We start from the raw sequence: 26,202 nt of genomic DNA, 5'->3' as shown, positions 1-26,202 counted from the left end.
TGCACTGGGTGGCCCGGCACTTTTCGTCGGGGTCCGGTTGTCGCCCGGTGGTAGCCCGGGGCCTCTCAGTTCTGGTGCTTCAGCTCCCCGCCGGTGTTGCTGATGAAAGAGCGGAGGAACCACTGGAACAGCTCCAGCTCGCGGGTCTGGCCGACCAGCAGGTCCTCGGCCATCGGGTCGATCTTGCCGACCTCGTCGATGGCGTTGCGGTGGTCGGCGATCACGCCGTCGTAGACCTTGTCCAGGGCGGAGATGTGGGTCAGGGTGTCGGCGCGGCCCAGAGCGTAGTCGTCCCAGGTGCGTTCACTGGTGATGGCGCCGGGGGTGCCCTTGGGGGACAGGCCCATGGTGGCCACGCGCTCGGCGACCTCGTCCACGAACCCGCGCACCACGTCGACCTGGGGGTCGAGCATCTCGTGGACGGCGATGAAGTTCGGGCCCACCACGTTCCAGTGGGCGTGCTTCAGGGTGAGCTGGAGATCGTTGAGGGCATGCAGGCGCATCTGAAGGATCTCGGCGACGCGGTGGCCGTCTTCGATCTCGATGCCGGGAACGGTGTACTTGGATGAAATCTCGTTGGCCTTCTTGGTTGCCTTGGCCTGAGTATCCTTCGCTGCCATCGTGACTCCTTTCCGTGCGGCGCCGACTGTCGGAACTGCATTGCGCCGCTGTGTCGATGCCCTTACTCAAACACCCCGGTAGCTTCCCCACAAGGAAACGAAGCCTAGCCTTAGTTATTTTGACCTACTCAAAACAATGCAGGACATTCCAGGTGATCCTGCGGTCGTCGCCCGTGGGTGTGGACGGAGAATGTCATGGGCCCCGGCGGGAATGGATCCCGGAAGCCCGTGGTTATCTTCATCGAAGGCAAAGTTGAGTCAGGTTGGCTCAAGGCAGATTGACAGGAACCTCCTGGTCATGAAACCTTGAGTCTTGAACGCTCAGGTGACTGGATGGCGGGGAAGCCCGCAGGCCCCGGCCATCAGTCCGGCACCATGCGGCGTCCCGGCTCTCGTAGCCCTCGAACCGTCCGTCAAGGAAAGGAACCGCCCATGTCCCGTGCAGTGGGAATCGACCTCGGCACCACCAACTCTGTCGTCTCCGTCCTGGAGGGTGGCGACCCCGTCGTCATCGCAAACGCCGAAGGCTCCCGGACCACCCCGTCCGTCGTCGCCTTCTCGAAGTCCGGCGAGGTCCTCGTCGGTGAGATCGCCAAGCGCCAGGCCGTGAACAACCCCGAGCGCACCCTCGCCTCCGTCAAGCGCCACATGGGCACTGACTGGAGCACCGAGATGGATGGCAAGAAGTACACCGCGCAGGAGATCTCCGCGCGCACCCTGATGAAGCTCAAGCACGACGCCGAGGATTACCTGGGCGAGAAGGTCACCGACGCGGTCATCACCGTGCCGGCCTACTTCAACGACGCTGAGCGTCAGGCCACCAAGGAAGCCGGCGAGATCGCTGGCCTCAAGGTCTCCCGCATCATCAACGAGCCGACGGCGGCCGCACTGGCCTACGGCTTGGAGAAGGGCAAGGAGGACGAGCTCATCCTGGTCTTCGACCTCGGCGGCGGCACCTTCGACGTCTCCCTGCTCGAAGTGGGCAAGGACGAGGACGACTTCTCCACCATCCAGGTCCGCTCCACGTCCGGTGACAACCGCCTCGGCGGCGACGACTGGGACCAGCGGATCGTCGACTGGCTGCTGAGCCAGGCCAAGTCCAAGGGTGCCGACCTGTCCAAGGACAAGATCGCACTGCAGCGTCTGAAGGAAGCCGCCGAGCAGGCCAAGAAGGAGCTGTCCTCCGCCACCTCCACCAACATCTCGCTGCAGTACCTGTCCGTGACCGCGGACGGCCCGGTGCACCTGGACGAGCACCTGTCCCGCGCCAAGTTCCAGGACCTGACCAAGGACCTGCTTGAGCGCACCCGCAAGCCGTTCGAGGACGTCATCAAGGAAGCCGGCGTGTCCGTCAAGGAGATCGACCACGTGGTCCTCGTGGGCGGTTCCACCCGCATGCCGGCCGTGGCGGAGCTCGTCACCGAGATGACCGGCGGCCAGGAGCCGAACAAGGGCGTCAACCCGGACGAGGTCGTGGCCGTGGGCGCCGCCCTGCAGGCCGGTGTGCTCGCCGGTGAGCGCAAGGACGTGCTGCTGATCGACGTCACCCCGCTGTCCCTGGGCATTGAGACCAAGGGTGGCGTGATGACCAAGCTCATCGAGCGCAACACCGCGATCCCGACCAAGCGGTCCGAGACCTTCACGACCGCTGAGGACAACCAGCCCTCCGTGTCCATCCAGGTCTTCCAGGGCGAGCGTGAGTTCACCCGGGACAACAAGCCGCTGGGCACCTTCGAGCTGACCGGCATCGCACCGGCCCCGCGCGGCATGCCGCAGGTCGAGGTCACCTTTGACATCGACGCCAACGGCATCGTCCACGTCTCCGCGAAGGACAAGGGCACCGGTACCGAGCAGTCCATGACCATCACCGGCGGCACCTCGCTGTCCGATGACGACATCGACCGCATGGTGAAGGACGCCGAGGCCCACGCCGCGGAGGACAAGGAGCGCCGCGAGGCTGCCGACCGCCGCAACCAGGCCGAGCAGACCGCGTACTCCGTGGACAAGTTGCTCGCGGACAACGGGGACAAGCTGCCCGAGGACATCAAGACGGAGGTCCAGGCCGACGTCGACGCCCTCAAGGCAGCCCTGGAGAAGCAGGACAACGACGATGAGGTGAAGGCCGCCTACGAGAAGCTGCAGGCGTCCCAGACCAAGATCGGTGAGGCCCTGTACGCCTCCCAGGCTTCGGAAGCCGGCGCTGCCGGGGCCGAGGGTGCTGCCGACTCCGGCGCGGCCGGCGAAGACGAGGACATCGTCGACGCCGAGGTCGTGGACGAGGAGGAGCCGAAGGACGGCGAGTCCAAGGACGAGTCCAAGTAAGGCTCTTCCCCCATCGTTGATCCCTAGCTGATACCCGGCCCGTCGTCCGACGGCGGGCCACCGGACCCGGGCCGGTCGGACCCTGTCCCTGCACTGTCGCAGGCAGGGCCGGCCGGCCCCGGGGGTACCGGAGGAAAGGACCCCAGACCATGCCGAACCACGGTAATGAAGAAGACCGCGAGCGCGAGGAGCCGGTGAGCTTCCAGGACAAGCGCCGGATCGACCCGATGACCGGGAAGGTCCGCGAACCGGCGGACCAGTCCGCCGGTGACGCCGCTGAAGACCCAGCCAACACTGACAACGACGCCGGCCCCGCTGCGGCGGACGCGGACGGAGACGCGCTCTCCCAGGCCGAGCAGATCCTCAACAGCGTCGCCGATGCCTCCGATGAGGGCGTCACCGGCGCCCAGGACCCGGAGCTGGCCAGCGCCACCGCCCGCGAGGAGGAGCTGCGCAATGACCTGTTGCGCGTCCAGGCCGAGTTCGTGAACTACAAGCGCCGCGTGGACCGGGACCGGGACGTGTCCAAGGACAACGCCATCCAGTCCGTCCTGACGGCTCTGCTGCCCGTGCTGGATGACCTGGACGCCGCGCGCGCCGCGGGTGACCTCACCGAGGGTCCCTTCGCGGCGATCGCCACCAAGTTCAGCTCGGTGCTCACCGGCTTCGGGCTGGAGCGGCAGGACCAGGACTCCCTGGTCGGCCAGCCGTTCGACCCGGCCCGCCATGAGGCCATGCTGCGCCAGCCGAGCCAGGAGATCCCGGAGGAGCACGTCGTACAGGTGTTCCGCAACGGCTATCTCCGCGGTGAGCGCGTCCTGCGCGCCGCCCAGGTGATGGTCTCCGCCGGCGAAGGCTGACCAGACCTCCGCCAGACAGGAAAGGAGGCACCATGGCCTCACAGGATTGGGTGGACAAGGACTTCTACGCCGTCCTCGGTGTCTCCAAGGACGCCTCGGAAGCGGACATCAAGAAGGCCTACCGGAAGCTGGCCCGCAAGTATCATCCGGACCAGAACCCCGGTGACGATGCCGCCGAGAAGAAGTTCAAGGAGGTCACGGAGGCCAATTCCGTGCTCTCCGACCCGGAGGAGCGTCAGCAGTACGACGCGATCCGGGCGATGGGATCCGGAGCGCGGTTCTCCGCTCCCGGTTCCGGCGCGGGCGGCCCTGCCGGCGGCGGCTTCGAGGACATGTTCGGCGGACTGTTCAACACCGGAGCCGACCGCGGCCGTTCCGGGCCGACCACCGGGGACATCCCGCCTGAGTTCGCCGATCTGTTCGGTGGCTTCGGCGGCCGCTCCGGTGGTTTCGGCGGCCGGCCCGGCGGGGGCGGCTTCGGCGGGCCTCCGACCAAAGGCGCAGATCGCACTGCCAGTACGAGCATCTCCTTCGCCGGGGCGATGCGCGGCACCACCATCTCCCTGCGGGCGGCGGACGGCGAGGTCATCGACGTCCGGATACCCGCCGGCATCAAGGACGGCCAGAAGGTCCGGTCCCGTGGCAAGGGCTCGCCCGGGGCCGCCGGTGCCGGGGACCTGATCGTCACCGTCAGCGTGAAGGACCACCCGTTCTTCCACCGTGACGGCAACAACCTGCGCGTCCAGGTGCCCATCTCCTTCGATGAGGCTGCCCTCGGCGCCACGATCGAGGTGCCCACGCTGGACGGCTCCGTGAGGGTCAAGGTTCCCGCCGGCTCGTCCTCCGGTCGCGTGCTGCGCGTCAAGGGACGCGGCGTGAAGTCCTCCAAGGGCTCGACGCCGGCCGGAGACCTCCTGGTCGAGCTCCAGGTCGAGGTGCCCTCATCCCTGTCCGATGACGCCCGTGCCGCCGTGGAGGCCTTCGCCGCCGCGACGGCGGGACACCATCCGAGGGCGGGGCTGGCGGGCAAGGCCCGGCTGTGACCACGTTCTGGGAGGAGCCGATCTATGTCATCTCGGTGGCAGCCGAGCTGGCGGACATGCACCCGCAGACCCTGCGCCAGTATGACCGGATCGGACTGGTGGTCCCGCAGCGCCAGGGCGGCCGGCAACGCCGCTATTCCCGGCAGGACGTGGACCGTCTCCGCACCATCCAGCAGCTCAGCCGGGACGGTGTCTCCCTGGAGGGCATCCGCCGGGTCGTGGAGCTGCAGGGCGAGGTCGAGCAGCTGCAGAACACCGTGGCGGAACTCGCCGGGCAGATCCAGGCCTTCCAGGCCTATGCCCGCTACCCCCGCGTGTTCACCGCCGGAGCCACCGGGGACGTGACCAGTACCTTCGACGCCGGCTCGGAGGGATCGCAGCACGCCTCCCGGGCCCGGGACGCGGAGACCGCGGCGACCATCGAACGCGCCCGCCGGGCCGCCCGGTGGCGCCGTCCGGCCGCGGCCCTGACCGCCGCTCCCGGCATCTTCGAGATCACCGCGGGCCCCGGCCCCGCCTCCGGCAGCACGGTCGGGAGCCGGCACTACCCCGCCGAAAGATCGGAACCGCGACCCGGCACGACGACGTCCACGGTGCGGATATGGAAACGCCAGGGCTGAGGCCGGAACGGCCAGTGGACCCCGAGGACCCCGCCGACCTCGCGGACCCTGCCGGGCCGTCAACGCCTGCCGAACCTGCCGAGTCTGACGGGCCGGACAAGCCGGTCACGTCGGTGGCTCGCCGGGACATCTGGGACGCCGCCGAGCGGGAGGCCACCCGGGCCCGACTCCGGGCGGACCTGCGACGTCGACAAAGCCTGGGCGCACGCCAGAAGTCCGCCCTGGACGGTCTGGTGCACGCCTTGAAACCCGGCTCCATGGACCGCTCCTACCCGGAGCGGCATCTGCTGGCCTATGACCTCGGCACGGCCCTGCGGCCGGCCTCCGCTGCCATCGCCGTGGGGGAGCCGACCACCGCCAGCCATCTGACCTGGCAGGTCTCCGGCATGGGGATCTTCGTGCACACGGCCATGTGGGGGTCCGTCCGGGAGGCCGGACAATTGTGGGCCGCCCAGCGGGAGGCCGGGGCACCATTGCCATGCGTGGTGGCCTGGCTCGGCTACAACCCGCCCGGCCCCTGGGGTGTGCTGTCCGGTCAGTCCGCCCTGCGTGGGGGAGCCCGGCTGGCCCGTCACCTGGACGGCTGGTTCGACTACCGCGAGCGGCTCGCTGCGAGCTCCGCGCTGGCCGCTGAGACCGGCTCGTCGGCTGGGACCGGCTTGCCCCCTGCAATCGCACCGGGCGCTGGGACCGGACCGGCCGGCGTCGGACCCCGGGCCAGACCGGCCGCACTTCCGCACACTGCCGTGGAAGCCCATTCGTACGGGAGCGTGGTGGCCGCGCGGGCCCTGCAGATCCTGCAGCGGCGCGAACCGCCGCGCAGCCTGGACGCGCTGGTGGTGTCCGGCGTGGTGGGTCTGCCCCGCGACCTGGCGGGGGATCCCGGGAAGCTGGGGCTGACGGCTGAGCACATCTACCTCGCCCTGGCGGAGACCGATTACCTGTCCCGGCTGGGGCGGCTGCTCTCGCGGCGGCCACGCTGGACCCGGTTCACACCGCTGGACGTTGGGGCGGATGACTTGCGTGGTCTCGCCGGCGTGGTCGGGCACAACACCTCGCGGCATCGGCCTGATGCCGGTCCGATTCACCGCGGCTTCGGCTACCGGGACGTGGGAACCACCTCGCTGTACCGCATCGCCCGTGCGACGGCGGGCCTGCCCCTCGACTGAATCTCGGGCCCATCGTGGCGCCGCCGGAGGACAAGAACGCCCCGTCCTCCGCCGGTGGCTGGCGGGGAACGGGGCGTTTCGCACTGCCTGAACGGCAGTCTGGACGGCGGCCTGAACGGCAGTCAGGGCACCGCCGGAATCAGCTGGTGGACGTTCCCCGGCCCGGCTGGCGGTCCTGGGTCCCGGAGTCCGCGATCTGATCCTGGCTGGATGCCCCGTCAACGGAGGCGTCGGCGGTGCTGCTGGTCGTGGCGGCGAGAGGCTCGGTGCCCTCCGGCGTCCAGCCGTCGGCGTAGGTGCCGGTCTCGTAGTCGTAGTCGACCGGCTGACCCTCCTCGTCGGTGCGCTGGTACCACTCGGTGACCTGATCAGAAGTGGAGTCGAAGTCGGCACCGGCGCCGCGACCTTCGGGGGCCTCGCGCACGGAGATCTCGAAGTCGTCACCGTGCTCCTCGATGCCGCGACGCACGGCGTTCTTGATGGCCGTCTTGGCGTAGTCGCGGCGGATGGCCTCGGGGTCCGTGGACAGGTCCCGCAGGAAGGCGACCACCATGAGCAGCAGGATGACGGAGAACGGCAGGGCGATGAGGATGGTCAGATTCTGCAGGCCCGTCAGGACGGTCTCGCCGCCGACCAGCAGCATCACCACCGCGATGCCCATCATGCACAGGCCCCAGAAGACCACCACGAGCTTGTTGGGTTCTGGGTTGCCGCGGGAGGACATGGTGCCCATCACCACCGAGGCCGAGTCGGCCGAGGTGACGAAGAAGATGGCCAGCACCGCGATCACGATGAAGGGGGTGATCTGGGACAGTGGCAACTGGTCGAACAGGGTGAACAGCAGGGACTCCGCGGAGGCCGAGCCATCGGTGCCCTCCACGCCGTTGCGGTTCATCCAGATGGCGGCGCCGCCGAAGATGGTGAAGGCGAAGACCAGGATGGAGGTCGGTACGCCCATGACCACCAGGACGAACTCCCGCAGCGTCCGGCCGCGGGAGATGCGGGCGATGAAGACGCCGACGAAGGGCGTCCAGGCGATCCACCAAGCCCAGTAGAACCCCGTCCAGACGGACTGGAAGTCCACGGTGTCCGCACCCCAGGACAGGGACTTGCCCATCATGGAGAACATCTCGTCCGCGTACTCCATGACGCCCGACGGGAGCAGATTCAGCAGGAACAGGGTGGGCCCGGCGATGAACACGAACAGGACCAGGCCCAGCGTCATCAGGATGTTGATGTTGGACAGGTAGCGGATGCCGCGGGCCACGCCGGAGACGGCGCTGATGACGAAGGCCGCGGTGAGCACCGCCAGGATGATGATCAACCCGTTGTTGCCCAGGGGTCCGGCTCCGGAGATGATCTCCACGCCCTGGCCGATCTGGATGGCGGCCAGTCCGAGCGTCGCCGCGGTGCCGAAGAGGGTGGCGATGATCGCGAAGATGTCGACGATCTTGCCCGCCAGTCCTTCGGTCTGCCGAGCCCCGAAGAGGCTCCGGAACACCGAGCTGATCAGGGGGACGCGGCCGCGCCGGTAGGAGGCGTAGGCGATGGCGCCGCCGACCAAGGCGTACATGGCCCAGGCGTGCAGGCCCCAGTGGAAGTGGGACTGGGCCATGGCCTGGTGCAGGGCGGAGTCCGATCCGGCGGCCACGGTGTCCGGCGGCGGAGAGAGGTAATGGGACAGGGGCTCGGAAGGACCGAAGAAGAAGATCCCGACGCCGATCCCCGCACCGAACATCATGGCCACCCATGAGAAGCGGGAGAACTCCGGCTCCTCGTCGTCACGGCCCAGGCGGATCTTGCCGAAACGGCTGAAGCCGATGAACAGCATGGCCCCGAGGGCCACGATGGCGGTGATGTTCAGCAGCCAGCCGGCGTTGGTCATGGACCACCCGAAGGCGGCGGCGGAGACCTCGGACACGGACTCCGGTGACGTGACGCCCCACGCCACGAAGGCCACGATCAGGGCACCCGTGATGCCGAAGACGAGCTTGTCCAGGCCGAAGCGGTTGCGCTGTTCGTCCACACCGATGCCTGGCACCAGTCCGGGGTGGATGTCGTGCGGGTACATCCCGACGGCACCGGAATTCTCCGACGGGCTCTTCGGCAGACCGGGTGTGGCAGGGGAGGGGGTGGTGTCGGGCACCGGGGTCCCTTCGGTTGTGACCCGCCCAGGGTAACGCGCAGACCGGACCTGCCGGGCGCTTCGATGGCGCCCTGGGGGAGGCCGGTGGATGATTCGGCCTCCCAGTATCCCTGCCCGATGGTGTTGGCGCAAAGACGGGGGTGCCGGAGCGGTGCCTTGGGGCGACCTGCCCGGGGCCCTACTCCAGTGTGGGTAGGCGGCTAGAGCCGGACGTACGTGAGATCGAACACGAGCCGCCCCGCGCGCAGCGCCTTGTTCTCGAAACTGGTCAGCGGGCGGCCCTCGAACCGAGGTGCCCAGCCACCCTCGTGGTCCACGGGGTCCTCCAGGCCGGCGCCGGAACTCGCCTCGCTGACCCCGGCACGAGCCGAGCCGGTGCGGGGGGCAATCGGCTGTGCCCCGACCTCCAGTTCCCTGCCCTCCAGCCGGACCCGGGTCAGCGGAGAATCCTCTCCGGCGGCGCGGCCCGGATGGGCGTTGGCCAGCTGCGGGTGGGCCTCCATGGCCGAGCGCATGTGCACGGCGTAGCTGGACCAGTCCGTGGCCAGCCGCAGCACGCCGCCCGGGGCCAGTGCCCTAGCGACGCGGTCGGCGAAGGCCGGGCTGACGAGGCGGCGCTTGTGGTGGCGGGTCTTGTGCCACGGATCCGGGAAGAACACCCAGATCTCCTGCACCCCGCCGGCGGACAATAGGCGGTCCAGGACCTCGGGGGCGTTGGCCTGGACGCCGCGGACGTTTTCCAGGCCCTTGTCCTCGACCCGCACGAGCAGGGCGGCGAGGCCGGGGGTGTAGACCTCCACGGAGATGAAGTCCCACTCCGGGTGGTCGATCGCCCCCTGGGCGGTGGACTCCCCGAGGCCGGAGCCGATGTCCACCACGAGCGGCGCGGTCCGGCCGAAGACCTGGCCCCAGTCGATGTCCGTACCCTCGGCCACGGACGTGGTGGCGCGGTCTCGGGGCACATCCACGATGTACTTGCCGTGAGAACGATCCCACGTCTTCTGGCGGCGCGGGTTCAACCGCTCGCCGCGGCGCACGAAGGACACCGGCTCGGTGCGGTAGAGCTCCGGGTCAGGGCGGTTGTTGTGCCCGTGGGCGTGCTGCGTGGGGGCGGGATGTTCGCTGGACATGAGGAGTTCAAGGATACGGGAGATCAGTGGGGGAACCCGTCAGCGGGTCATCCCTCCGAGGGGATGATCTCCTCCACGGCGGTCAGGAAGTCCCGGACCACCGGCCCGTTGTCATGGCCGCCGCCGAGACCCTCGTTGAAGAACAGGGCCACCGCCAGGTCACCGTGGACCGCGACCAGCCAGGTGTGGGCGAGGTCCTCCCCATCGGCGACGAACTGCGCCGTGCCGGTCTTGGCCAGCACGGGGGCACCGGGGACCGCCTGCAGCATCTCGGCGGTGCCCGTCTCCACCACCCCGGCCATCAACGCCTGCAGCTGCTCGGCCTCCTCGGCGGTGACCCCGGACTCCGGGGCGGCTGGGGCCTCCACGGCCGGATCCGTCACGAAGAGGGGGCGGACCGTCTGCCCGGCGGCCACCGAGGCGGCCACGGTGGCCATGCCCAGCGGGGAAGCCTCCACGACGCCCTGGCCGAAGAGGTTAGCGGCGTGCTCGGTTCCGGTGGAGTCGTCCGGGATGGAACCGAGGAAGGCGGAATCGAGCCCGGTCACCGGCTCGGTGGCCAGCCCCAGGGCCTGGGCGGCCTCGGCCTCGTCAGCGGCGCTGATGTCCTCGTGGGCGCCCACGAAGACGGTGTTGCAGGACTCGGCGAAGGCCTCGGAGAACGGGATCTCGCCCACGGACACATCCGGGTAACCGTCATAGTTGCCCACCACCATGCCGCCCACGTTGAGCGTCTCCGGGCACTGCACCGTGTCCCCGGGGGCCATCCCGGACCGCAGCATGGCCAGGGCGGTGACGACCTTGAAGGTGGAACCCGGCGCGTAGGACCCGGACACGGCCACGGGCCACCCCTCAGGACTGGAGGCCGCGGCGAGCACCTGCCCATCCGAGGGACGCAGGGCCACCAGGCCGGCCGGCACGTCCGAGGCGGCGACGACGGCCTCGGCCTCCTCCTGCACGCGCCGGTTCAGCGTGGACGCCAGGTCCTGGCCGGGGACCGGATCGGTGCTGAAGACCGGCCCATCCGGTGCCGACGGCGTGGCATCTGTGGTGGAGCTGGTGGAACTGGTGGCGTTGGGGGAGCTGGAGCCGTCCGTCCCGGATTCACGGGTGTCCGGCTGGTCCGGGTTGTCGATGGTGATCTGCACCCCGGGAGTTCCGGCCAAGTGGTCCTCCCACGTGGCCTGCAGGCCGGACAGGCCGACCTCGACCCCGGCCTCCAGCTCGCCGCCGGAGGCCTCGATCTGCTCGGCGTTGGGTTCACCGTAGGTGCCCAGCACGTCCCGCGCGAAGGCGCGGGTGGGAGCCAGGACGGCGGTGTCCTCGAGGACCCGCCCGCCCGGGATGGCCAGCAGCTGGTCCGCCGGGATCTCGGTGTCCCCGTTGTTGCGCACGGTGATGGCCTGCACGAAGGCCCTCTCTCCGGCGGCCTCGGCCTGGGCCACGAAGGCGTCCTCGTCCACCCCGGCAACCTCGGCCACCTGGCGGGCGGCCTCGGCCAGGGCCTCGGGGTCATCCGCCTCAAGTTGAGCCTTGTCCAGCCCGAGGATGGCCACGTCCCGTTCCATCATCAGTTCCTCGCCCGCGCCGTCGAGGATGCTGCCGCGCTCGGCGGGGACAGTCGTGAGGTTGACGATGCCGCCCTCGGCCAGTCGCGGCACAACCGTCTCCGGGGTCAGCGCCACGAGCCATTCCTGGGCTTCCTCGTCCCACTGCATCTCGGCCGTGGTCTCATAGGACCAGGTCCGGTCCGAGGCTGTGCCGGCCTCGCTGCTTGCGCTGGCCTCGGTGGCTGTGGCTGGGCTGGCTTGGTCGCTCGCGCTCGCGCTGGACTCGGTGTCTGTGTCTGCCTCGGCGTCTGAGCCAGTGTCAGAGTCATCGCCGGCGAGCTGCCAGTCGACGGTCAGGGTGGCGGTGGCACGGTCGTTGTCCTCGCCATCCACCTCAGCAGAGGCCACGGAGACATTGCGCTCCACGTCCTCCAGATCCGCCAGCGCCTCGGTGAGCTGCTCGGGGACGTCCTCGGACTCCGGCGTCAGGGACACAGTGGAGTAGCCGCCGGAGGAGATCGCACCGGCCAGGGCCGTGGCGGTTTCCTGCGGGGCGGGGCGGGAGTTGCCGAAACAGCCGGTGGCGGTCAGTGCCAGGGCGGCCGAGAGGCCGAGCACTGCTGCCGGACGGCCGAAGCGGGCGGAACCGTGAGGATGGGAGGACCGGCTGGACGGCTGGAGAGGACGGGAGCGGCCCGTTGACTGGTGGTTCTGCATGAAATCTCCTGACAAGGCTCCCGCCAGAGTAGCCGCTGACCCGGACCTGCTGGGAGCATGGTCCCATGAACCGTCCCCTGAACCTCATCCTCAACATCATCTGGTTGGTCTTCGGCGGCCTGTGGCTGGCCGTGGGCTACTTCCTGGCCGGACTCATCTGCTGCATCCTCATCGTCACCATCCCCTTCGGCATCGCCTCGTTCCGGATCGCGGGGTACGCCCTATGGCCCTTCGGCCGCGTGGTGGTGGACACCCAGCCGGGCATGGGCGTCGTCACCGGCCTGGGGAACATCATCTGGTTCATCGTGGCCGGCGTCTGGATCGCCATCGGCCACGTGCTGACCGCCATCCCCATGTTCATCTCGATCATCGGCATCCCGTTGGGCATCGCCAACCTGCGCATGATCCCGGTCTCGCTCCTGCCCCTGGGCAAGAAGGTCATGGACTCCGGTGAGGCGCGCTCGTTGCCGCAGTACCTCCCAGCCGCCCAGGCCGGCTACCGGTAACCCGCCGGACTATCCGAGCGCACGACGTCGGTTGGTGGCCTTCCGCGGAAGGCGACGGGCCGGCGTCGTCCCCCACAGTGGTCCCCACAGCGTGGGTGGGGCCCGTGCGGATGGTTACTTGCGGCCTTGCTGGGAATTGGCGAGGAGGGCCTCCATACGGGCCACGGCCTCGTCTGCCGAGGGCGGCACGTAGTTCGGGTCCTGGGCGCGCCGGCGGTTGCGCAGGATGCGGGCGGTCACCCACCAGACGATGAACACGATCACGGCGATCAGCACGAGGTTGGAGAAGACGTCCGCGTAGTCGGACACCAGGTGCCAGTTGTCCCCGAGCTGGAAGCCCGCCCAGACGAAGATGGTGTTCCAGATGCCGGAGCCGATCAGCGTGAAGAGCGTGAACAGCCACAGGTTCATGCGCTCGATGCCGGCAGGGATGGAGATCAGCGAACGGAAGATCGGAACCATGCGGCCCAGCAGCACGGTCCAGTAGCCGTAGCGGTTGAACCAGCGCTCGGTCTTCTCGACGTCATCGATGTCCACGAGCGGCAGCCAGTCGGCGATCCTGTACAGCCGCCGGCGGCCCAGCCATGCGCCGAGCCCGTAGAGCATCAGAGCGCCCAGCACGGAGCCCACGGTGGCCCAGATCAGGGCCTCCCATGGGCTGAAGGAGCCGCCGGCAGCGGTGAATCCTGCCAGGGGCAGGATCAGTTCGGAGGGGATCGGCGGGAAGAGATTCTCGGCGAAGACGGCGAGCGCCACACCGATCGGGCCGATGGCCTCCATGATCGAGACGACGATGTCACCGAGCCAGCCATAGGAGGCCTCGCCCGTGGACCCGGTGGCGGATCCGGCGGCTGATGCGGTGGCGTTCGAAGGCGTCATGCGCACTATTCTCCCGGACCACGGGGCCGAACACCGAACCGACGGGCCGGGGAGGGCAGGCATAATGGGAGGCATGCGGTTTAAACCCGACGCGGCCGGGCTGGTCGGAGCCCACGTCATGAGTTGGGTCTCACTGTCCCCCAGTTTCATTCCGCGTACGTGGTGGATGACGGCCGTGAACACCGGGATATCCCAGACCTTCGGCTATGTGGTCGGCGCCGCCGGGACGGCAGCGGCCCGGGCCGTCGGCCGGCAGCTCGGGATCGAGATCAGGATCGACGAGGAGAAGGCCCGGCCCGCCACCGAGGCCCTGCCGTGGCTCATGGTCGGCATCAGCGGGCTGTCCTGGCTGCGTAACCTCAGGGCCCAGACCGAGATCGCCGGCCTGATGGAAGCCCGCCCCATCCGCAGCCGAGAGCACATGGTGGGCGTTATCGGCGGCCTGGCCCTGACCGCCGGACTCGTCTCGGTCGGCCGGGGCATCCACGCGATCGCCACCAACCTCTCCTCGGCGCTCAAGCCGGTGATGCCCGCCCCGGTCGCCGCGGCCATCGGCGCGGGGGCCACGGCCACGGGGACGGCCTTCGTGCTGGACAAGGTGGTCTACCGCCGGCTCCTGGAGTGGCTGTCCAAGACCGCCCAGGAGACCAACGCCAAGCTGCTGCCGGGCCGGGTCCCCCCGGTGGAACCCGAACGATCCGGCTCCACCGCCTCCTACGAGGACTGGAGCACCCTGGGGGCCAAGGGGCAGGCCGTCGTCTCGGACGGGCCCCGCGCCGTGGACATCGAAGAGGCCACCGGCAAACCAGCCCTGACACCCATCCGGGCCTATGCCGGGTGGCGCGAGGGCCGGGATCTGGAGGAGACCGCGGCCGCCGTCGTCGCCGAACTGCACCGCACCGGTGGCTTCGACCGCGAGGTGCTCCTGGTGCTGACCACCACGGGGACCGGCTGGCTGCAGGAATGGTCCGCCTCCTCCGTGGAGTTCCTCACCGGCGGTAACTGCGCGCTGGCGTCCATGCAGTACACCTACCTGCCCTCCGGCGTGGCCTTCATCGCCGACCGGATCTCACCCGTGCTGGCCGCCAGCACCCTGCTCGCCGCGATCGAGGCGGAGTTGGAAAAGCGTCCCCCGGAGCGGCGGCCGAAGCTGCTGGTCGGCGGAGAGTCGCTGGGCGCCTTGGGCGGTACCAAGGCCTTCGAGGGCCTCGAGGACATGATCGGCCGCGTGGACGGTGCCGTCTGGTCCGGCCTGCCGCGGTTCACCGAGTTCTGGGAGTCCCTCGTGCCATTCCGCCGGCGGGGTACTCCGGAAATCGCCCCCGTGATCGACGACGGCCGGCACGTCCGTTTCGCCACCAGGCCCGAGGACCTGGTCACCGATGTCACCGGCGTCCTCTACGGTGCGTGGGACAGCCCCCGGATCGTGGTGGCCCAGCACGCCTCCGACCCTGTGGTGTGGTGGAGCCCGGAACTGATGTGGCGCAAGCCCGACTGGGCCAAGGAGAAGGCGGGCTCGGACGTCTCCCGCAGCTTGCAGTGGCAGCCCTGGGTGACGTTCTGGCAGGTGGCCTCGGACATGCCACAGTCCGTCTCCGTGCCGGGCGGCCACGGCCACCGCTACGTGGAGGACATGCTCCAGTACTGGGCCGCCGTCCTGGGGCAGGACCCGTTGACGGACTACTCGACCATCGCCCAGGCGATCCGCCGGACGATCGTCCCGAACTTCGCCTGAGCCCGCCTGCATCTGCCTGCATCTGGCTGAGTCTGCCTGAGCCAGCCGGAGCTCGGCTGTCGGCGAATGGTGGACCCACCTCGGCTGCCAGGCGGACACTGGACGCATGAGCGCGCAACGCCCCACCGCCACCGCCCACCAGCTCGTCACCTGCCTGTGGTTCACCGGGCAGGCGGAGGAGGCCGCCCGGCTCTACGTGGAGGCTTTCTCCGGCTACCGCCCGGACACCTACGTGGGTGCCGTCCACCGCAGCAACATCGACGTGGCACCGCAGGGGGAGACCCTGCTGGAGCGCGGCGAGGTGCTGACGGTCGATTTCACGCTGGACGGCCAGCGCTTCGTGGCGCTCAACGGCTCGACCGAACCGGTGCCCTACACGGACGCCGTCTCCTTCCAGGTCCTGTGTGCGAACCAGCAGGAGATCGACCACTTCTGGACCGCTCTGGCCGCGGGGGGCGGGCAGGAGGTCGCCTGCGGGTGGCTCACGGATCGCTACGGGGTGCGGTGGCAGGTGGTCCCGCAGGTCCTGTTGGAGTTGCTGGCCGGCGAGGACCAGGACGCGGCGGCTCGGGTGCAGAGCGCCATGATGCGCATGGGGAAGTTCAGCATCGAGGGCCTGATGGACGCGGCCAAGGACGCCTACGGGGCCGAGGAAGAGTAGCCGGCACCGGAGTGCCAGGCCTCCGCGAGGATCAGCGGGAGAGGACCGCGACCAGGAAATCGGCGTCGTCGGTGAAGGGGTCGAGCTGCCACGAGGAGTACTGGCCTTGGCAGTGGAAGCCGGCCTGGCCGGCGTCGTCCACAAAATCGGCGAAGTCATAGCCGCGCCCGGCCCCGAAGCCGATCACCGCACGGCCGCCGTCCCGCAGCAGACCGTGCAGGTGGCGCAGCACGTCCCCGCGGGAAGCCGGGGAGAGGAAGCCGAAGACGTTGCCGGCGGAGAAGACGAGGTCGAACGGCTCGGCCTCACCCAGGGTGGCCAGGGTCTCGGCGTCCAGTGACTCGAGATCCGCCACGTACCAGTCGGCCTCGGGATGGTCCTCGTTCGCGACCTCGATGAGGTGCTCGTCCAGGTCCACGCCCGTCACCTGGTGACCGCACCGGGCCAGGTAGCCGCCCACGCGGCCGGTGCCGCAGCCGGCGTCAAGGATGCGGGACCCGCGGGAAGCCATCGCGTCGATGAGCCGGGCCTCCCCGTCCAGGTCCATGCCCTCGGAGGCGAGGCGGCGCCAGCGCTCGGCATAGCGGCGGGAGTGCTCGGGATCGTTGGCCACCATGGTGGCCCAGAGGTTCTGGCTCGCGTTCTCATCCATCACCCCAGTATCGCCCCTGGCCACTGGGATCTGCCCGGATCTGCCTGGATCAGTCTGGATCTGTCTGGTTCTCTCTGGCCGCGATGGCCCGGTGTTGCCGATCGGTCTCCCCGTGAGCCCCGTGTGCCTATAGGCTGACCTTGGAACCAGAGAAGAACTTCGGAAGGAAAATCCATGAGCATCGCGCAGCTCCCGCTTCGGCTGACCGCCGGAGCCTTCATCCTGAACTCGGGCATCAACAAGACCAAGCTCACGGATGAGCAAGCTGAACAGATGAGGGATCTGGGAGCCAACGGCCTTCCATTCCTCAAGGACCTGACCCCGAAGCAGTTCAAGCAGTTCATCGTTGCCTCCGAGCTCGGCGTCGGCGCCGCCTGCCTGCTGCCGTTCGTACCGGGCTGGCTGGCCGGCACCGCCCTGACGGCCTTCTCCGGCGGCCTGCTGGCGATGTACAAGAACACCGACTTCATGACCGAATCGGACGGCATCCGCCCCTCCGAGCAGGGCACCGCCGTGGCCAAGGACGTGTTCCTCTTTGGCATCGGCACCGCCCTGATGGTGGATGGTGTCGTGAACCGCACCGGCCGCAAGAACGCCTCAGCGTCCAAGCGGGCCCACAAGCTGGATGTCGCCAAGGAGGCCAAGGTCGCCGCGATCGAGGCCGCCAAGGAGGAGCAGGCCGAGACCATCCGTGCCGCCGCCGCGGAGAAGGCTGAGGCCATCAACAAGGCCCGCGTGGAGCAGACCGAGGCGCTGCGCACCGCCCGCAAGGAGATGCAGCAGGCCCGCAAGAAGATCTGATCTCGCACCGCTGATGTCAGCGGAACGTCATGATGGCCCGTCCCCGGTGACCCGGGGGCGGGCCTTCTGGATGGCGTCGGCGGCCCGGATGAGCGCGAGGTGGGAGAACGCCTGCGGGAAGTTGCCCGCCAAGCGCCCAGAGCCGGCGTCGTACTCCTCCGCCAGCAGGCCGAGATCGGTGGCGCAGGAGCACAACAGCGCCATGGTCTCCTCGGCGTCGTCCAGCCGGCCTGACGCGGCGTACTGCTCCACCAGCCAGAACGAGCAGATCAGGAACGCGTACTCGTGTCCTTCCAGGCCGTCGAGGTCGGAACCGGTCCGGTAGCGGTGGACCAGTCCGCGGGTACCCATCAGGTCCCGTTCGATGGCGGCCACGGTGCCGAGCATCTTCGGATCGTCGGCGGCCAGGAATCCGGTGTGCGGCAATTGCAGCAGGGAAGCGTCCACCTCGCGGCCGCCGTAGGTCTGGGTGAACGAGTCCAGCTCGGTGCTGAAGCCGCGCTCCAGGATCTCCGCACGCAGGGCGTCACGGTGCCGGGTCCATGACGCCACGTCCCCGTCCAGCCCATGCTCGGTGACGGCCCGGATGCCCTCGTTGAACGCCGCCCACATCATCACCCGGCCATGGGTGAAGAAGTGCGGTTCGCCGCGCATCTCCCAGATCCCGTGGTCCTTGCGGTCGATGTTGCGGACGCAGAAGGACAGCAGGGACTTCTGCAGCCGCCACGAGTACTCGTCCTCTTTGACTCCGGCATCCCGGAGCTCGGAGAGGGCGAGCATCACCTCGCCGACCACATCGGCCTGGTACTGGTCCGCCGCGCCGTTGCCGATCCGGACGGGGCGGGAGTCGGCGTAGCCGGACAGGTGGTCCAGCTCTTTCTCGTCCAGTTCCCGTTCGCCGGCGAGGCCGTACATGATCCGCAGCTTCTCCGGGTCCCCGGCCACGGCCCGCAGCAGCCAGTCCCGCCAGTGCAGGGCGCCCTCCGTGAACCCGTGGGAGACGAGGACCTCGATCGTCAGGGCCGCATCCCGCAGCCAGGTGTAGCGGTAGTCCCAGTTCCGCGAGCCGCCGAACTCCTCCGGCAGCGAGGTGGTGGGCGCCGCGACGATCCCGCCCGTCTTCAGGTTGGTGAGCGCCCGCAGCACCAACAGGGACCGGGCCACGAGGTGCTCCTCCGGCGAATCGACTTCCAGCCGGGACGCCCAATCGGTCCAGAACGCCTGGGTCCGGCGCTGGGCCTCCTCCGGCTCCACCGGGACCGGAGGCTGCTCCCAGGAGGGGAACCACGTCAACACCCAGTCCAGCCGCTCGCCGGCACGCAGCCGGAACCGGCCCGCCAGCCGGGGCGCGGGGAGGCCGCCGGAGTCCGGGGAGCCGGCCGGTCGCTCTTCTCCACCGACCTCGCGACCGTGCTCGGCGGCCCCGCTGACGGGATTCCCGACGCCGGCCCCGCCCTGCCCTCCGCCGGCCGCCTCGCCGGAGCGCTCGTCGTCCGCGGTTGGTCGAGTGGTGGAGTAGAGCAGGGGGCCGGTCACCAGCACGCCGTCCGGTCCGGCAGTGCACAACAGTGCCGGACCGGTGTTCTCGGTGCCCTCGGTGCGGCGGAACCAAGGCAACGCGCGGGCATAGTCGAAGCGGATCCGCAGGTCGTGCTCCACCACCACCTCGCCGGTCAGGCACTCCACCCGGCGGTACAAGTCATCCTGTGCCTTGGCCGGCGGCAGGAAGTCGGTGACGCGCACGGTGCCGGTCGGAGTGCGCCAGACGGTCTCGAGGATGAAGGTATAGGGCACGTAGCGGCGTTCCACGACCTCCCCGTCCACGGCCCAGAGCTTCCACCGGCCATCGTCGGGCCCGCCGAGCAGGGCGGCGAACAGGGCGGGGGAGTCGAAGCGCGGCAGGCACAGCCAGTCGATGGACCCGCGCCGGGACACCAGCGGTCCGGTGCTCAGATCGGACAGCAGGGCGTAGTCCTCGAGCGGGGTGGCCCCGGCGGGATGGGGGGACTGTGGACGAGAGGATCCGGGCCAATCCGTTGAGTCTTGAGTCGAGTGCGGGCGGGCGGAAGGTGTCTGGTCCGTCATGTCCCCTGTATATCGAATGACCCGTTCCGGGCATAGGCCCGGGCCGATACGGTGGGGCCATGAGCGAACTGCGCACGCTGGTCATCTTCGGTGCCGGGGGAGACCTGACCCGGCGGCTGCTGCTGCCCGGGCTGGCCACCTGCCTGGCGGCCGGGGTGCCGGAACGGGGCATCACGCTGGTCGGCTCCGGCACGGACGAACGGGAGGACTTCGCGGCTGTGGTGCGGGAGGCATTCGCCGCTGAGCTCGGCGAGGAGCAGTTGGCCCTGCCGGCGGTGCGCCACACTCTTGATTCGGCGCGATGGATCACGGCGGACGCCACCGATCCCGAACACCTCGCCGCACTCCTGGACCAGGTGGACGGGCCTCTCGGTCTGTACTTCGCGCTCCCACCGTCCGTGACCATGACCTCCTGTGAGGCACTCTCGCGGGTGCATGATTCGGGGCGACTGCCACAGGACACCGTGCTCGTGCTGGAGAAGCCCTTCGGCACCGATCTGGACTCCGCGCGGGAACTCAACGCCCTGCTGGCCGGGTTCGTCCCCGAGGAGAGGATCTTCCGCGTGGACCACTTCCTCGGTCTGCCCGGCGTGCTCGGCTTCGTGGGCCTGCGCTTCGCGAACCGCATCCTGGAACCGCTGTGGAACCGGGACCACATCGAGCGGATCGAGATCGTGTTCGACGAGGTGCTCGGGCTGGAGGGGCGTGCCGGGTTCTATGAGGCCACCGGGGCCGCGAGGGACATGATCCAGTCCCACCTGCTCCAGGTCATGGCGCTGGTGATGATGGACCCGCCGACCCGGTTCGACGGCGTGGAGATCCCCGCCAACACCGCCCACGTCCTGCGGGCGGCCCGGTTGTGGTCCCGGGGCGCGGCGGGGGACGGGAGCGTGGACGACGGGAGCTCTGGCAAGAGCGCTGACGGCGACGCGCGGTCTCTGGCCGGACTGCCGGACGGGACGCCGGCCGTGGTGCGTGGCCGATACACCGCCGGCACCGTGGACGGCAGGACCATGCCTTCCTATGTGGACGAGGACGGTGTGGACCCGGCGCGCGAGACCGAGACCTTCGCCCAGGTGGTCGTCGAGGTGGACTCGTGGCGCTGGAACGGCGTGCCGGTGGTGCTGCGGACGGGCAAGGCCATCGGCTTGCCGCGGCAGGAGATCGCCGTGGTCTTCCGCCGCCCGCCGCACGACTACGAGCAGTTCCCCTCATCAGGACCCCAGCCCCCGGACGTGCTGCGGGTGGGATTCGAGGACGAACGGATCGACCTGGAACTCAACGCCGGTGGCCCGTTCGACTCCCGTGGCATGACCCGCACGGTGTTGTCCACGGAGTTGCCCGAGCCGGGGCTCACCGCCTACGGTTCGGTGCTGCGCTGGGTGCTCGAGGACAAGACGGCCTTCACCGTCCGCGGTGACGGGGCCGAGGAGGGCTGGCGCATCCTGGCTCAGATCGCCGAGGCCTACGCCTCCGGGCAAGTGCCGTTGCAGGACTATGAGGCCGGTTCGGCCGGTCCGGCCTCCGCGGGTCTGGCCGGCTAGGCCTGACCCGGGTAGCCCTGGCCAACGTCGGTCGGCGGCCGGCCAGCCATGACCCGACTAGCTATCGACCGCCATCCGGGACCACCCGCCGTCGGGATCGGCCGGGAGATCCTTGACCGGCCGGGCGGGCACGCCCAGTGCGACCACGTTCGCCGGCAGGTCGCGGGTGACCACGGCGCCGGCTCCCACCACCGTGTTCTCGCCGATCGTCACGCCGGGGCCCACGATCACGCCGCCGCCGAGCCACACGTTGTCCTCGATGGTGATGGGCTCGGCACCTTCCCACTTGTCCCGGCGCGGGCCCGGCTCCAGCGGGTGGGTCGGGGTGAGCAGCTGGACGTTCGTGCCGATCTGCACATCCGCACCGATTCGCACCGGGGCCACGTCCAGCACCATCAGGCCGAAGTTCGCGAAGGTGCGGTCACCGATGCTGATGAACCGTCCGTAGTCCACGTGGAACGGCGGGCGGATCACCACCTCCTCGCCGAGGGATGCCAGCAGCTGGGACAACAGCCGCCGGCGGAGGGCCGGCTCGGTGACGGAGGTGGCGTTGTACTGCTCCGTCAGCAGCGCGGCCGCCGTGGAGAGCTCCTCGAGCCGCGGGTCGGCGGCGATGTACGGATCACCGGCGAGCATCCTCTCGTACATGGACCTGCCGTCCGGGAAGAACGGTGAGGGGGTGGCAGCGGCAGGAGTGGCAGGGGACCGGTCCGGGACAGGCAGCATGGACCCAGCCTGCCAGAGGGTTCACAATGGGCGCATGCCTCGCCACGAAGAACTCCGCGAACCCACCGGATCGGTCGTCGACGGTCCGGAGGGCCCCACGATCCAGATACAGCGCACCCTCGGGCACCCGCCGGAGGACGTCTGGAGCTACCTGGCAGACCCGGAACTGTTGCGCTGGTACGGCACCTACACGGGCGACCCGGCCAACGGCAGCGTCCAACTGGCCATGGTGGAGGCGCCGGAGCATCCGGGCGAATGCGTGATCGAGGTCTGCGAACGGCCCTCGCGCCTGCACGTGACGCTGGCCGATCCGAACGGCAACCCGTGGCGGCTCCGGGTGTCCCTGGACCGGGCCGCGGCGGGGGCGGGGTCAGACACCGACCTGGTCTTCCGCCAGCCGCTGGCCGGGTCGAAGGACGAGGCTGGTGATATCGGCCCCGGCTGGGAGTACTACCTCGACCGGCTCACCGTGGCCCTGGACGGCGGAGACGTGGACGCGGTGGACTTCGCCGACTACTACCCCACTCAAAAGGCGCACTACAGCCCGGAGGCCGGGACGGCCTGAATTGGAGCCACAACCATCGGGCCAGGCTACAGAGATCATCCGTGTGGCCCGGCAGGATGAGTGTGGCGGCCGAGGTGACGACTTACAGTTCGACGTCGGTCGGGTTCAGGACCCTCCGCAGGAAGTCCTGGGTGCGTGGCTGGGTGGGGGAGCCGATGACCTGCTCGGCCGGGCCTTCCTCGACGACCACGCCGCCGTCCATGAACACCACGCGGTCCGCGACCTCGCGAGCGAAGCCCATCTCGTGGGTGACCACGAGCATGGTCATCCCGGCGGCGGCCAGGCCGCGCATCACGGAGAGCACCTCGCCCACGGTTTCCGGGTCCAGGGCGGAGGTCGGCTCGTCGAAGAGCATCAGCTGCGGGTCCATGGACAGTGCTCGGGCTATGGCCACGCGCTGCTGCTGACCGCCGGAGAGCTGGTCTGGGTAGCGGTCCTCGAAGCCGTCCAGCCCCACGCGGCGCAGGTTCTCGCGCGCGACGCCGGCCGCCTCGGCCTTGGCGCGGCGCAGCACTTTGACCTGGGCCACCGTGCAGTTCTCCAGCACGGACAGGTGCGGGAACAGGTTGAACTGCTGGAACACCATGCCGACGTGGCGGCGCATGGCGTTGAGGTCCACCTCCGGATCGGTGGCGTCGAAGCCGGACACGGCCACCGTGCCGTGGTTGGGAGTCTCCAGTAGGTTCACACAGCGCAGCAGGGTGGACTTGCCCGAGCCGGAGGGGCCGATCAGGCACACCACCTCGCCGGGGGCCACGGTCAGATCGATGCCCTTGAGGACCTCATTGGAGCCGTAGGACTTGTGCAGGCCGGTGATGGCGACGCCGCCGGCGCGGATGGCGCTGGCGTGGCTGGTGGTCTCGGTCATCGTGGCCTCTCAGACGCGCGTGCGGTTGGTGCGCGATTCGAACTTCCGCGCCAGCAGGGACAGGGGAACGGTGATGATCAGGTACATGACACCGGCCACGAGCACCGGGGTGAGGCCGGCGTCGAGGGCGGTGATGCCGTCCCGGCCGAACTTGGTCAGCTCGTACTCGTGGGCGGCCAGCCCCAGGACATAGACGAGGGAGGAGTCCTTGGTCAGCAGGATGACCTCGTTGGTCAGGGGCGGCAGCACCAGGCGGAAGGCCTGGGGGATGACGATCGTGACCATGGCACGCCAGGCCGGCATGCCCAGGGAGCGGGCGGCCTCCGCCTGTCCCTTCGGCACGGCTTGCAGGCCGGCGCGCAGGGTCTCGGCGATGTAGGCCGAGGAGACCATGCCCAGGGAGACCATCACCACGAGGGGGATGGGCCACTGGACGCCGAAGGCGAAGGGCACGCCGTAGCCGAAGGCGATGAAGACGAGCAGGGCGGGCAGGCCGCGGAACAGCTCGATGTAGGCGGTGGCCAGCCAGCGGTACGGCGGGAACGAGGAGAGTCGCATCAGGGCCAGCAGCGTGCCGCCCAGCAGGCCGACCACGAACGAGGACGCCGTGTACAGCAGGGTGTTGCCCAGACCCACCAGGATGATGTCCGGGAAGAGGGGGCCGATCTCCGCGAAGTTGAAGACGGACTGGCCCAGGGTCGGCCAATCCATGACGGCCACGAGGATCACGATGGCCAGGACGAAGACGCCGGCCTGCAGACCGAGTGAGAGCTGCCGGCGTCGCCGGTTGCTCATGGTGCGGCCCTTCGCCGGGCTGCTGCCCGGAGAGGGGTTGGGGCCCGAAGCCGGTCCGGTGGTGTTGACGGTGCTCACTGATCGCCCTCCGTTGCTGCCTCGCCGAACCAGCGCGCGCGGGACTCGTCGAGGGTGCCGTCCTCTTCCATGCCCTGCAGCGACGCGTTCACGGCGGACAGCAGTTTCGCCTTGTCCGGGGCCACGGCCACGCCCAGCTGCTCACCGGTGGGCAGCTGGGCGACCACCTCGTACTGGGGATCGTCCTTGACGTTGTAGAGCACCACGGACTGGTTACCGAGCACGGCCTCCACGGTGCCGGCCCGTAGGGCCTCCATCTGCATGCCGCCGTCCTCGAACTGGATCGGGGTCAACCCGTTCTCCTCGGCGAAGGCCTCGCCGGTGGTGGCGGCCTGGACGCCCACGCGCTTGCCCTGGGCGGATTCCAGGTCGGTGATGCCGGCCCCTTCCTCGGCCACGAGCACCAGGTCGTCGTCCAGATAGGGGACGGAGAACGCCATGATCTGCTGGCGGGCCTCGGTGATGGAGATCGAGGAGGCGTTGATGTCGCAGCCGGTCAGCGAGGAACCGGATTCGATGGCCTCGAAGGAGGAGTCCACCACGGAGAGGGGGATACCGAGGTCATCGGCGATCCGCTGGACGATGTCGATGTCATACCCGACCAGGTCGCTGCCCTGCATGAATTCGAAGGGCGGGTACGGGATATCGGAACAGACGGTGAGTTGTCCGGGGTTGACCAGGTCGAGGCTGTCGACCAGGGGCGAGGATTCGCCGGTCTCAGTGCCGCCGAGCTGGGGGCCGAGCACGGCACATCCGCTCAGGGCCAGCGAGCCGGCTCCCAGGACGGCCACCAGGGCGAGTCGGGTGCGGGACGGGGTCATGAAGGGTCTTCCGGTGCGGGGAGCCCTGCTGCAGTGCAAGGGCGTCGAGACGGACAGTCTACCGGGAAGCGGGACAGGGCACCGGGTGGCCAGCCGGAGCCCTGGTTACCGAGCGCGGCGAGGGTCTACTTCTGAGCCAGTAGACGCTGGACGCGGGGTTTGACCTCGGTGGCGAGCAGGGTGAGGGACTCGATGAAATGCTCGTGGGGCAGCCCGCCGATGTCCATCTGCAGGAAGTGGCGCATGTGGCCCATGTACCCGTGCAGGTGGACGATGCGTTCGGCGACGTCGTCCGGGTCGCCGACGTAGTAGGCACCGGGGGCGTCGGCTTGGGCGAAGTAGGCGTTCTTGTCCGGGGCCGGCCAGCCACGCAGTCGGCCCATCTCGACGTTGAGGTTGTACCAGCCCGGGTACATCCGTTCGAGGGCTTCCTTCTTGGTCGGCGCGACCAGCCCGAGGGCGGCCACGGAGACCTTGGTGTCCTCTGGTGCGTGGCCGGACTGCGCGGCGGAGCGGCGGTATAGCTCGGCCAGGGGGGCGAAGCGGTGGGGCACACCGCCGATGATGCCGTAGGAAACCGGCAGGCCCAGCTGTCCGGCGCGGGCGGAAGATCCGGCGTTGCCGCCGGTGGCCAGCCAGATCGGCAGCCTCCCCCGGACCGGCCGGGGCACCACGGCCAGATTCGGGATGACCGGGCGTCGTTTCCCGGACCAGCTGACCTCGTCGGTGGTGCTGGCGTTGAGGGTCAACAGCAGGTCTAGTTTGTTGGCGTAGAGCTCGTCGTAGTCGGCGAGGTCGTGGCCGAACAGCGGGAAGCTTTCCACGGAGGAGCCTCGGCCGGCGGTGATCTCGATCCGGCCGCCGCCAGAGACGGCGTCGGCGGTGGTGAACTGCTGGAAGACGCGCACCGGGTCGTCGGTGCTGATGATACTGGCGGCGCTGCCCAGGATGATCTGCTGGGTCGCCGCTGCCGCGGCGGCGATCATGGTCCCGGGGGATGAAGCCGGCATGCTGGTGGTGTGGTGTTCGCCCACCCCGAAGTAGTCGAGGCCGGCCCGGTCGGCGTGCACGATGGCCTGGAACAGGTTGCTGATGGCCTCGGCAGTGGTCCGGGGCGTGCCGTCAGGGTTCAAGGGGGTGTCGCCGAAGCTGTAGGCACCGATTTCCATGGGGTATCACTCTCTGTTGTCGCCGAGCACTCCGGCATCGACGGGGTCATAGCCCAGACCACTCCGAGCCTCCAAAGTATGTATTTTCACAGACTATATGTTCGACAGAACATCTGCGCAACATCACAGGTGAGGGTATG

22 protein-coding genes and 1 pseudogene are annotated in these 26,202 nt (G+C 69.2%); 11 read left to right on the top strand and 12 right to left on the bottom strand.

What is annotated here, in order from left to right:
- Positions 1–65 precede the first annotated feature (65 nt).
- Positions 66–620, bottom strand: a complete 555-nt coding sequence (locus C8E99_RS09440) for a Dps family protein (RefSeq protein WP_115932073.1) — start codon at positions 618–620, stop codon at positions 66–68.
- A 432-nt stretch (positions 621–1,052) separates the two neighbouring features.
- On the opposite strand from C8E99_RS09440, the gene dnaK reads away from it, so the two are divergent.
- The 5 genes and pseudogenes from dnaK to C8E99_RS09415 all read left to right on the top strand — a co-directional run bounded on the left by dnaK (position 1,053) and on the right by C8E99_RS09415 (position 6,634).
- Positions 1,053–2,942, top strand: coding sequence for a molecular chaperone DnaK (dnaK, locus tag C8E99_RS09435; RefSeq protein ID WP_115932072.1), 1,890 nt, complete (start codon positions 1,053–1,055; stop codon positions 2,940–2,942).
- Between the two features lie 149 nt (positions 2,943–3,091).
- Positions 3,092–3,802, top strand: a complete 711-nt coding sequence (locus tag C8E99_RS09430; RefSeq protein ID WP_115932071.1) for a nucleotide exchange factor GrpE — start codon at positions 3,092–3,094, stop codon at positions 3,800–3,802.
- A 32-nt stretch (positions 3,803–3,834) separates the two neighbouring features.
- Positions 3,835–4,845, top strand: coding sequence for a DnaJ C-terminal domain-containing protein (locus C8E99_RS09425; RefSeq protein ID WP_115932070.1), 1,011 nt, complete (start codon positions 3,835–3,837; stop codon positions 4,843–4,845).
- 56 nt (positions 4,846–4,901) lie between these two features.
- Positions 4,902–5,195 (top strand): annotated as a pseudogene (locus C8E99_RS16215) (heat shock protein transcriptional repressor HspR); the annotation flags it as partial.
- A 284-nt stretch (positions 5,196–5,479) separates the two neighbouring features.
- Complete coding sequence (locus tag C8E99_RS09415) at positions 5,480–6,634, top strand: alpha/beta hydrolase (protein ID WP_245952222.1); 1,155 nt, start codon at positions 5,480–5,482, stop codon at positions 6,632–6,634.
- A 139-nt stretch (positions 6,635–6,773) separates the two neighbouring features.
- Here C8E99_RS09415 and C8E99_RS09410 read toward each other — a convergent pair whose 3' ends face one another.
- The 3 genes from C8E99_RS09410 to C8E99_RS09400 form a co-directional block, all read right to left on the bottom strand.
- Positions 6,774–8,780 carry a BCCT family transporter gene (locus tag C8E99_RS09410; RefSeq protein ID WP_342767568.1) on the bottom strand — a complete coding sequence of 669 codons (2,007 nt, stop codon included), beginning with the start codon at positions 8,778–8,780 and terminating at the stop codon, positions 6,774–6,776.
- Positions 8,781–8,980: 200 nt separating this feature from the next.
- On the bottom strand, positions 8,981–9,910 hold the full coding sequence (gene trmB, locus C8E99_RS09405; protein ID WP_115932068.1) for a tRNA (guanosine(46)-N7)-methyltransferase TrmB: 930 nt from the start codon (positions 9,908–9,910) through the stop codon (positions 8,981–8,983).
- A 47-nt stretch (positions 9,911–9,957) separates the two neighbouring features.
- A complete protein-coding gene (locus C8E99_RS09400; protein ID WP_115932067.1) occupies positions 9,958–12,177 on the bottom strand; it encodes a penicillin-binding transpeptidase domain-containing protein in 2,220 nt (739 codons plus the stop codon).
- Between the two features lie 65 nt (positions 12,178–12,242).
- Here C8E99_RS09400 and C8E99_RS09395 point away from each other — a divergent pair, with 65 nt between their 5' ends.
- Positions 12,243–12,683 carry a YccF domain-containing protein gene (locus C8E99_RS09395; RefSeq protein ID WP_115932066.1) on the top strand — a complete coding sequence of 147 codons (441 nt, stop codon included), beginning with the start codon at positions 12,243–12,245 and terminating at the stop codon, positions 12,681–12,683.
- Between the two features lie 114 nt (positions 12,684–12,797).
- On the opposite strand, the gene C8E99_RS09390 is transcribed toward C8E99_RS09395, so the two are convergent.
- Positions 12,798–13,562, bottom strand: coding sequence for a DedA family protein (locus tag C8E99_RS09390; RefSeq protein WP_115932065.1), 765 nt, complete (start codon positions 13,560–13,562; stop codon positions 12,798–12,800).
- Here C8E99_RS09390 and C8E99_RS09385 point away from each other — a divergent pair.
- The gene (locus C8E99_RS09385; RefSeq protein WP_115932064.1) at positions 13,561–15,297 is read left to right on the top strand and encodes an alpha/beta-hydrolase family protein; all 1,737 of its coding nucleotides are present in this window, start codon (positions 13,561–13,563) and stop codon (positions 15,295–15,297) included. The two genes, C8E99_RS09390 and C8E99_RS09385, sit on opposite strands and share 2 nt — an antisense overlap.
- A gap of 106 nt (positions 15,298–15,403) precedes the next feature.
- Entirely contained in the window at positions 15,404–15,958 is a 555-nt protein-coding gene (locus C8E99_RS09380; protein ID WP_115932063.1) for a VOC family protein, read from the top strand.
- A 31-nt stretch (positions 15,959–15,989) separates the two neighbouring features.
- On the opposite strand, the gene C8E99_RS09375 is transcribed toward C8E99_RS09380, so the two are convergent.
- Positions 15,990–16,610, bottom strand: a complete 621-nt coding sequence (locus tag C8E99_RS09375) for a class I SAM-dependent methyltransferase (protein ID WP_115932062.1) — start codon at positions 16,608–16,610, stop codon at positions 15,990–15,992.
- Between the two features lie 174 nt (positions 16,611–16,784).
- Here C8E99_RS09375 and C8E99_RS09370 point away from each other — a divergent pair, with 174 nt between their 5' ends.
- A complete protein-coding gene (locus C8E99_RS09370) occupies positions 16,785–17,411 on the top strand; it encodes a hypothetical protein (protein ID WP_115932061.1) in 627 nt (208 codons plus the stop codon).
- 27 nt (positions 17,412–17,438) lie between these two features.
- Here the strand turns inward: C8E99_RS09370 and C8E99_RS09365 are convergent, their stop codons facing one another.
- Entirely contained in the window at positions 17,439–19,496 is a 2,058-nt protein-coding gene (locus tag C8E99_RS09365) for a glycoside hydrolase family 15 protein (RefSeq protein WP_115932060.1), read from the bottom strand.
- A gap of 59 nt (positions 19,497–19,555) precedes the next feature.
- On the opposite strand from C8E99_RS09365, the gene C8E99_RS09360 reads away from it, so the two are divergent.
- Positions 19,556–21,040 carry a glucose-6-phosphate dehydrogenase gene (locus tag C8E99_RS09360; protein ID WP_115932059.1) on the top strand — a complete coding sequence of 495 codons (1,485 nt, stop codon included), beginning with the start codon at positions 19,556–19,558 and terminating at the stop codon, positions 21,038–21,040.
- Positions 21,041–21,097: 57 nt separating this feature from the next.
- Here the strand turns inward: C8E99_RS09360 and C8E99_RS09355 are convergent, their stop codons facing one another.
- The gene (locus tag C8E99_RS09355) at positions 21,098–21,766 is read right to left on the bottom strand and encodes a sugar O-acetyltransferase (protein WP_425452885.1); all 669 of its coding nucleotides are present in this window, start codon (positions 21,764–21,766) and stop codon (positions 21,098–21,100) included.
- Between the two features lie 34 nt (positions 21,767–21,800).
- Here C8E99_RS09355 and C8E99_RS09350 point away from each other — a divergent pair, with 34 nt between their 5' ends.
- Complete coding sequence (locus C8E99_RS09350) at positions 21,801–22,331, top strand: SRPBCC domain-containing protein (RefSeq protein WP_170144572.1); 531 nt, start codon at positions 21,801–21,803, stop codon at positions 22,329–22,331.
- Positions 22,332–22,413: 82 nt separating this feature from the next.
- On the opposite strand, the gene C8E99_RS09345 is transcribed toward C8E99_RS09350, so the two are convergent.
- From C8E99_RS09345 to C8E99_RS09330, 4 genes are all read right to left on the bottom strand, one after another.
- Positions 22,414–23,199: an amino acid ABC transporter ATP-binding protein gene (locus tag C8E99_RS09345; protein ID WP_115932057.1), complete on the bottom strand. Its 786-nt coding sequence runs from the start codon at positions 23,197–23,199 to the stop codon at positions 22,414–22,416.
- 9 nt (positions 23,200–23,208) lie between these two features.
- Complete coding sequence (locus C8E99_RS09340) at positions 23,209–23,994, bottom strand: amino acid ABC transporter permease (protein WP_115933370.1); 786 nt, start codon at positions 23,992–23,994, stop codon at positions 23,209–23,211.
- Between the two features lie 74 nt (positions 23,995–24,068).
- Entirely contained in the window at positions 24,069–24,893 is an 825-nt protein-coding gene (locus C8E99_RS09335; protein WP_115932056.1) for an ABC transporter substrate-binding protein, read from the bottom strand.
- Between the two features lie 125 nt (positions 24,894–25,018).
- Positions 25,019–26,062 (bottom strand): LLM class flavin-dependent oxidoreductase, encoded by a 1,044-nt coding sequence (locus C8E99_RS09330; RefSeq protein ID WP_115932055.1) that lies wholly within the window; start codon positions 26,060–26,062, stop codon positions 25,019–25,021.
- Positions 26,063–26,202: the final 140 nt, after the last annotated feature.

Origin of the sequence: Citricoccus muralis, assembly GCF_003386075.1 — a bacterium.
Taxonomy (GTDB): domain Bacteria; phylum Actinomycetota; class Actinomycetes; order Actinomycetales; family Micrococcaceae; genus Citricoccus; species Citricoccus muralis.
Note: the sequence above shows the minus strand (reverse complement) of the source record. Positions and strands in the feature narration are given on the sequence as shown.

Bases quoted from the DNA above. Each gene is read 5' to 3' on its own strand.
- C8E99_RS09440 (WP_115932073.1), bottom strand. From the start codon at position 620: ATGGCAGCGAAGGATACTCAGGCCAAGGCAACCAAGAAGGCCAACGAG.
- dnaK (WP_115932072.1), top strand. From the start codon at position 1,053: ATGTCCCGTGCAGTGGGAATCGACCTCGGCACCACCAACTCTGTCGTC.
- C8E99_RS09430 (WP_115932071.1), top strand. From the start codon at position 3,092: ATGCCGAACCACGGTAATGAAGAAGACCGCGAGCGCGAGGAGCCGGTG.
- C8E99_RS09425 (WP_115932070.1), top strand. From the start codon at position 3,835: ATGGCCTCACAGGATTGGGTGGACAAGGACTTCTACGCCGTCCTCGGT.
- trmB (WP_115932068.1), bottom strand. From the start codon at position 9,910: ATGTCCAGCGAACATCCCGCCCCCACGCAGCACGCCCACGGGCACAAC.
- C8E99_RS09400 (WP_115932067.1), bottom strand. From the start codon at position 12,177: ATGCAGAACCACCAGTCAACGGGCCGCTCCCGTCCTCTCCAGCCGTCC.
- C8E99_RS09395 (WP_115932066.1), top strand. From the start codon at position 12,243: ATGAACCGTCCCCTGAACCTCATCCTCAACATCATCTGGTTGGTCTTC.
- C8E99_RS09385 (WP_115932064.1), top strand. From the start codon at position 13,561: ATGCGCACTATTCTCCCGGACCACGGGGCCGAACACCGAACCGACGGG.
- C8E99_RS09390 (WP_115932065.1), bottom strand. From the start codon at position 13,562: ATGACGCCTTCGAACGCCACCGCATCAGCCGCCGGATCCGCCACCGGG.
- C8E99_RS09380 (WP_115932063.1), top strand. From the start codon at position 15,404: ATGAGCGCGCAACGCCCCACCGCCACCGCCCACCAGCTCGTCACCTGC.
- C8E99_RS09375 (WP_115932062.1), bottom strand. From the start codon at position 16,610: ATGGATGAGAACGCGAGCCAGAACCTCTGGGCCACCATGGTGGCCAAC.
- C8E99_RS09370 (WP_115932061.1), top strand. From the start codon at position 16,785: ATGAGCATCGCGCAGCTCCCGCTTCGGCTGACCGCCGGAGCCTTCATC.
- C8E99_RS09365 (WP_115932060.1), bottom strand. From the start codon at position 19,496: ATGACGGACCAGACACCTTCCGCCCGCCCGCACTCGACTCAAGACTCA.
- C8E99_RS09360 (WP_115932059.1), top strand. From the start codon at position 19,556: ATGAGCGAACTGCGCACGCTGGTCATCTTCGGTGCCGGGGGAGACCTG.
- C8E99_RS09355 (WP_425452885.1), bottom strand. From the start codon at position 21,766: ATGCTGCCTGTCCCGGACCGGTCCCCTGCCACTCCTGCCGCTGCCACC.
- C8E99_RS09350 (WP_170144572.1), top strand. From the start codon at position 21,801: ATGCCTCGCCACGAAGAACTCCGCGAACCCACCGGATCGGTCGTCGAC.
- C8E99_RS09345 (WP_115932057.1), bottom strand. From the start codon at position 23,199: ATGACCGAGACCACCAGCCACGCCAGCGCCATCCGCGCCGGCGGCGTC.
- C8E99_RS09340 (WP_115933370.1), bottom strand. From the start codon at position 23,994: ATGAGCAACCGGCGACGCCGGCAGCTCTCACTCGGTCTGCAGGCCGGC.
- C8E99_RS09335 (WP_115932056.1), bottom strand. From the start codon at position 24,893: ATGACCCCGTCCCGCACCCGACTCGCCCTGGTGGCCGTCCTGGGAGCC.
- C8E99_RS09330 (WP_115932055.1), bottom strand. From the start codon at position 26,062: ATGGAAATCGGTGCCTACAGCTTCGGCGACACCCCCTTGAACCCTGAC.